The organism is Methanospirillum stamsii, assembly GCF_003173335.1.
Classification (GTDB): domain Archaea; phylum Halobacteriota; class Methanomicrobia; order Methanomicrobiales; family Methanospirillaceae; genus Methanospirillum; species Methanospirillum stamsii.
The window spans coordinates 1-6,553 of sequence record NZ_QGMZ01000071.1; the positions used below are offsets into that span (position 1 = coordinate 1).

Annotated in this window: 5 protein-coding genes and 1 pseudogene; 4 read left to right on the forward strand and 2 right to left on the reverse strand. The window is 38.9% G+C overall.

The genetic code is table 11. The features are described 5' to 3' along the window. Positions 1-136: 136 nt before the first annotated feature. A complete protein-coding gene (locus tag DLD82_RS17805) occupies positions 137-1,123 on the reverse strand; it encodes a TolB family protein (protein ID WP_109942478.1) in 987 nt (328 codons plus the stop codon). A gap of 114 nt (positions 1,124-1,237) precedes the next feature. Here DLD82_RS17805 and DLD82_RS17810 point away from each other — a divergent pair, with 114 nt between their 5' ends. Next, positions 1,238-2,488, forward strand: a complete 1,251-nt coding sequence (locus DLD82_RS17810) for a divalent metal cation transporter (RefSeq protein WP_181391526.1) — start codon at positions 1,238-1,240, stop codon at positions 2,486-2,488. A gap of 246 nt (positions 2,489-2,734) precedes the next feature. Here the strand turns inward: DLD82_RS17810 and DLD82_RS17815 are convergent, their stop codons facing one another. Further along, positions 2,735-2,941 carry a hypothetical protein gene (locus DLD82_RS17815; RefSeq protein WP_109942480.1) on the reverse strand — a complete coding sequence of 69 codons (207 nt, stop codon included), beginning with the start codon at positions 2,939-2,941 and terminating at the stop codon, positions 2,735-2,737. Between the two features lie 264 nt (positions 2,942-3,205). Between DLD82_RS17815 and DLD82_RS19465 the strand changes: the two are divergent. From DLD82_RS19465 to DLD82_RS17835, 3 genes and pseudogenes are all read left to right on the forward strand, one after another. Next, positions 3,206-3,795: pseudogene (locus DLD82_RS19465) on the forward strand (MFS transporter). 81 nt (positions 3,796-3,876) lie between these two features. Beyond that, positions 3,877-4,506 (forward strand): MFS transporter, encoded by a 630-nt coding sequence (locus DLD82_RS17830; protein WP_281268026.1) that lies wholly within the window; start codon positions 3,877-3,879, stop codon positions 4,504-4,506. A 162-nt stretch (positions 4,507-4,668) separates the two neighbouring features. Then, the gene (locus tag DLD82_RS17835; RefSeq protein WP_109942484.1) at positions 4,669-6,516 is read left to right on the forward strand and encodes a PocR ligand-binding domain-containing protein; all 1,848 of its coding nucleotides are present in this window, start codon (positions 4,669-4,671) and stop codon (positions 6,514-6,516) included. Positions 6,517-6,553 lie beyond the last annotated feature (37 nt).

Here is a 6,553-nt window from a genome sequence, read left to right on the forward strand (position 1 = left end):
AACTTTAAATGGACTGGGGAATAAATAACGCCTGAGTTGGGGATATTTACACCGCCGTTGACAATAATGGTAAATCCAGAATTGATTTTGAAAAATAGAAGTAAACAGCAAAAATTTCCGGATACCTAATAACAGGTTATGTATCAGGGAATTCTGTAACCTGAAGAACCGGATCTTTTTGCCTGATATTGGAAATATACACTACCGTCCGGTTGGAAATATCAGGCCAGGAATCATGTTCTGTACCGGTGGAAATTCTGTATTCTTTTTTTTGTGTAATGTTATATCCATAAATGTCCCAGTTCCCGTTCCGTTCATCAATCCAGACAATCAGATCACCTGATATCCGGGGGAGCCATTGTCTGCTTGGATCAGTAGTAATCGGTATTACGATTCCCGATGTTAGATTACTGGCAAAAATATCAAAGTTTCCAATTTTTTGAGATTGCCAGACTACCCATTCGCCTGATACTGAGGGAAACCAATCTCCCCATGGAGAATCGGTAACCTGGATCTCTTTTCCGGTTGGGATATGATATGCAAAGATATCACCACGAGATAGTGCTCCGTTTCTCCAGTCTTCCCAGACCACCCAGTCACCATCAATGTCCGGCTGCCACTGTATGTCTTCTGCCTGGCATATCATTCGGTCTTCATGATTAGAAAGAGAAACGAGATGGATATCTTCATTTCCAAAATTTTCATCTACGAAGACAATCCAATCGCCAGAAACTCGTGGTGAGGTTTTTCTAAACTGGCTTTGATAAACAGGAGTAATCTTATCTGAACTGATATTTTTCATGTAAATATCCCAGATACTGTCAATTTTTTCCTGCCAGACAATGATTTCTCCATCTATGTCTGGTTTATACCTGGTTACCCCGATTCCCTGGAACGGCATATAAATGCCGGATGTATTGTTCCAGATGACAAGATCTGAATATGTCCAGTCCTGGTGATTTTCAAATACAATTCTGTCTTCATCAATAGCAGGAAAAACAGGCTTGATTGAGATGGTATTCAAAGAATCCGGGTCAGGTAACAACTGATAAATAATTGCGAATATGAGGAGGAAAACTATGATTCTCTCTGCAAGAATACTGTGTTTTTTTTGTAGAACCATCTGATTTTTTCCTGATAGTTACCTTTTTGTACCTGATACTAAATCCGGTTTTTTTAGGAAATAAATGGCTATCTACTTATCGGATTCAATCAAATATCCGATATGGATAACCCGGTGCCGAAGAAGAAAATCACGTATCCACTTCCCGGACCCGGACTCCTTATTGCTCTCTCTTCCAGTGGATGGATAGGGCTGCTTTCTCTCATTTCTTTTGGAGCAGATAATGGATATGCATTTTTAGGCCTCATTGTTATTACTCTTCTATTTAAATATGCCCTGATTACCGGACTTGCACGATTCACCCTTGCATCAGGGACTGATATCTTTTCAGGTCTTGGAAAAGTTCCTGGTCCAAAAAACTGGGCAGTCTGGATGATTAATATCATTTTGTATGTTGAGATATTCATGCTTGGGTTTTCATCCCAGATGGTGGTACGGCTTTTTAATGAATTATTTGGGATTCATTTTAACCCGATATATATTACCATCGGATTATTTTGTCTACTTTTTATTCTCGTATCCATGCATTCGTACTGGTTTTTCAGAAAGTTACTTATCAGGGCGGTTTTTTTTATCATGGTAGGTTTCGGGCTCCTGATAATTTCCATTACAATCCCGCTAAATGAACTTATTGCAGGATTACTGCCAGATATGAGTACATATCAATGGGTATATGGAACTGCAGTTATATTCAGTAGCGTTGGATCAGGGTTTTCTCTTCTCTTTTATTCTGTCTGGCTTATGAGTCACCTGAAAGAAGAATTGCCGGATGATATGAAACCGAATATCTTACGCCGTGCGAAGGTAGATGCTGGAATGGGCATGATAATTCTCTTCTTTCTTTGTTGTTTGTATTTTTCTATCGGATATGTGTTCTTATACGAACACGGCATGGGTGCACCGGAGTCTGACCTTACCCTTGAGATAATCTTTATCATCATGAATCTGGGCCCATATGGAAATCTGATATTTGCCGGGGTCTGTATGATCGCTCTGTTTTGTAGTCTCTTAGGGGGATTATATGGACGTGCACGTGTTCTTGAGATAACTCTTCCAAGGACCATTTCCGGATTTCATATGAATAAACAGAGATATTTTCTCATCGTTTTCTTCCTGGTATTATCAGCCAAAGGTTCTGATTTTTTCTTCACCCAGGCACTGGCCCGGGAGTTTATCGCGATACGATTAATCCTTTTTAGTGTTTTAGGTTTTTTACTAATCCTGATTGATAAGAGTCTGCAACCTCAGGACCGTGGGTCTATAATCTGGTACCTTTTAATGGCCATTGGGACAATTTTTTCCTTAACTTTCGGATTAAACCTGCTAGAAAGATATTTTCTTCTCTCATTATTATCCATAATTTAATTATTTTGACAATATAGCCAGATTTTTTTTACTATGTCCCATAAAAATATTCCATAGCGGTATCAAGCCCTTCTTCAGCTGTTCCCACTGGTAATCCTGTCAGAAAGAGAGATGGTTCATATAGATCCTTACAATAATTAAAAATTTTAATGGTCCATCGATTTCGGACAAGATAATGAAGAGGCAGAGGGGTGAAGGATTATTTTTTAATTTTTCTCTGATGTATTCAACTTCAACCCCTTTTTTTCATGAGCACATTCTGACTGTTCCATGAGGTTCATGATAAGATTCAATATAACAGAAGTATCCACGAAACCGGATATCAATTTTAATCAACCCGAACATATTTCCATACTGTTCTGCACTATACATGACAATGCGAGTTTTTACATCCTCTTTTTCATCTGAAGGGATTGAAATTATTATCTCTCCGCTATTATTGTTATCTATCATGATACAGCCAATTAAGAATAAATCCTTACTCTTCAAAGCCCGATAGTGTGTCTCCCCAATATGATTGTATAATCTACTCACATAATAGTACAAAAAATCTTCATGAATATTAATAAACCTAAAAAAAACAAAGATCGATTATAAATGGATAGTTCTCCTTGTTGCCTCTCTTGGAACCCTGGTCGGTGTTCTCAATGCTAGTACTCTTATCATCGCATTACCAACTTTGATGGTAAGTCTGAACACTAACCCAGTCAATGTCACTTGGGTTCTCATCGTGTACATGCTTTTTTTACGAATCTTGCTCCTACCTGCGGGCGGCTTGCTGACATATTCGGGAGAAAAAAGATTTACGTTTATGGCCTGGTTATCTTCACCATTGCTTCGCTGCTCTGTGGACTCGTGGCTGATATTTATCAGCTGATTGGTTTTCGTGTTCTGCAGTCAATTGGCGGAGCGATCATGGTCGCCAATGGAACGATTATCGTGGCAGATGCATTTCCCGTTATGAACTGGGAAAAGCAATGGGTATACTCTCTATGATCATGGCAGGAACATTTGTTTTAGGTCCTATTATCGGAGGATTTCTGACCTTGGTTGACTGGAGGCTGAACTTCTTTTTAAATGTTCCAATTGGTATTATTGCTGCGTATATGGCCTGGAAATATCTCCGGAAAATCAAGGAGTTTAAAGGAGAAGAATCATTTGATATGGTTGGAAAGATTCTTTTTGCCATTGCTTTCATTACCCTGACAATTTATGGAAGTGCCGGATTTATCAGTGGGTTCTTCAGTCCGGAAATACTTGTAACATTTATGATAGGGGTTGTATCCCTTGCTGCCTTTATTCGATAGGAACTCCGGGTTCAGCACCCATTAATTGAGATCTCTCTTTTTAAGAGCAGGACATTATTATTTGGTCAGTCCAGTGCTTTTATCAATGCCATTGCCAGAGGAGCCATAATGATGTTATTAATTCTTTTTTTCCAGGGATTCAAAGGATTTGATCCCTTGGTTGCCAGTATCCTTGTCGCCCCGCTTGGTATCGGTCTTGTTATTACCGGTCCGATTGGTGGATATTTATCTGACCGGTACGGTTCCCGGGCGGTCACAACCCTCGGTCTTGCTATCTCTCTGGTTGGTCTGTTAGGTCTTGCCATGATTGAATATAACACCCCATTCTGGCTGATCACCATATGGATGTTTATCAACGGCATCGGGTCCGGGCTCTTTCAGCCGCCAAACACCAGTGCTATCGTGGGCAGTGTTCCACTTGAGCGTAGAGGTGCAGCATCAGCCATGAGGGCATTTTTTAACAATACCGGAATGGTGATCTCAATAACAATTGCAATTCCACTTCTCATGAGCACCATTTCACTTGATCAGATGATAAACATGTTTGTTGTCGGAGGAATGAGCCAGCCGGTGTATATCCAGGTTGCCTTTACCAATGGAGTGACTTCTGCATTCTGGATTTCATCAGCAATCACCCTTATTGCTATTATTGCTTCAGATATGAGGGGAACAGATGAAGAAGCACTACTTCAGGTTCCGATATCTTCCTGATCCGGGGAATTTTTTACTTTTTTTTGTTTTTTCTTATGTATTCGGCTATTCTTGACGTCTTGGAAAAATATATCCGGGCGTGATTTTTTTCATGCCAATATTTAATAACTCGTAATGCAGGTATTCCATTAGCTGATTGCATAAAACCGGTCTTGATAATGTATGAAGTTTGCTGAATTAGTTGATATTACTGAACTACAGGAATTATGTCAGAGTTTTACAGAGACTACCGGTGCAGCTACGGCAATCCTTGAACTAAACGGAGAAATTTTGTCTGCTACCGGTTGGAAGGGAATATGTACAATATTTCACCGGGTTAATCCGGAAACTTCACAAAGATGCCTGGAAAGTGATACAATCCTTGCCGGTAAGCTTAAAAAAGGGTCATTGTATAACCTGTACCAGTGCAAAAACGGCCTGTATGATGCAGCAATACCAATAACTATTAATGGGATCCATGTAGCAAACTTCTTCGCAGGTCAGTTTCTTCTCAAAGAACCTGATATAGAATTTTTTAAAAAACAAGCCAAAAAATTTGGATTTAATACCGATGAATATCTGAAAGCTTTATCAGAAGTACCTATCTATTCTCAGGCCCAGATTACTTCAATGCTGGATTTTTTCTCCCGTCTTGCCCGGATCATGGGTGAAACAGGACTGGCCAGAAATGAACTGGAACGTGCAAATACCGAATTAAAAAAACATCAGGAACATTTGATTGACCTTGTTCGTGAACGAACCGTTGATCTTAACAGGGCACAGGAAATAGCAAGAATGGGTAGCTGGAAATGGGACATTACGACAGAAAAAGTGTTCTGGTCTGATAACATGTATCTGATATTTGGTTATGATATAGGCAATCCAAAGGAGATTACTCATGAATTTTTCATACAATGTATTCATCCTGATTACCAAAATCAGTTATTAGATAAATTAAAGTCAATGATTATTCAAAAAACATCATTTCAAGATGAAATCAGGATTATAACAAAACAAGGTGACGAAAGAACATTTCGTATCTATGGAGAAGTCAGGTTAGATTCTGATGGAAATCCTGTAGAATTATTTGGAACCAATCTGGATATTACGGAAGAAAAAAGAAATGAGACTTTTCTATTAGAAGCAAAAAGACGTGCAGAAGAAGCAAACATTGCAAAAGTTCAGTTTTTATCAAGAATGAGTCATGAACTAAGAACTCCTCTTAATGCGATATTAGGCTATTCTCAGTTACTGAAGAATCAGTCAAATTTAACAGACACCCAAAAAAACCAAATCCTCACCATCAAGAAAAGTGGAGAACATTTACTTGACCTTATTAATGAAATATTGGAAGTCAGCAGAATTGAACAAAAGAAGATAACAATAGAAAACAAGCCTTTTAACATTCATGATTTGGTAAAAGGAATACTCGAATTGTCAAGGGTCAGAGCCCAGGAAAAAAACCTGTTGCTATTATATGAAGAAATTTCTCCGGTTCCCGATTTTCTTATTGGAGATGAGCGAAGGATTAAAGAAGTACTGCTCAATCTGGTCTCTAATGCAATAAAATATACCAATGATGGAATGGTTACCCTTCACACCGGGTATACTAATGACCAAGGGGGTTTATTCACCGGAGAGGTTATTGACACGGGAATAGGAATTGATCCCGAAGAAATCGATACGATATTTCTTCCCTTCACTCAATTGGCTGGTGAAGTTTCATCTACTGATGGGGCAGGACTTGGCCTTACTATTGTTAAACAATTGCTTGAACTGATGGGAGGAACCATTGAGGTGAATAGTATACCAGGTAAAGGGAGCCGGTTTTATTTTACAATGCCATTACTTGAATATACTGGGATTATTGGAACTAAACCCTCAGTCCCGGAAATATCCGGATATGAAGGTCCTTTGAAGATAATTATAATAGTAGATGATAATGCAATAAATGCAGCATTTCTTGTATCTGCATTAGAACCACTTGGATTTATTACACATACTGCAACCTTGATTCCCGCTGACGCATAACGATAAATCCCCTCATTCTCTTTTAATTCTTCTAACT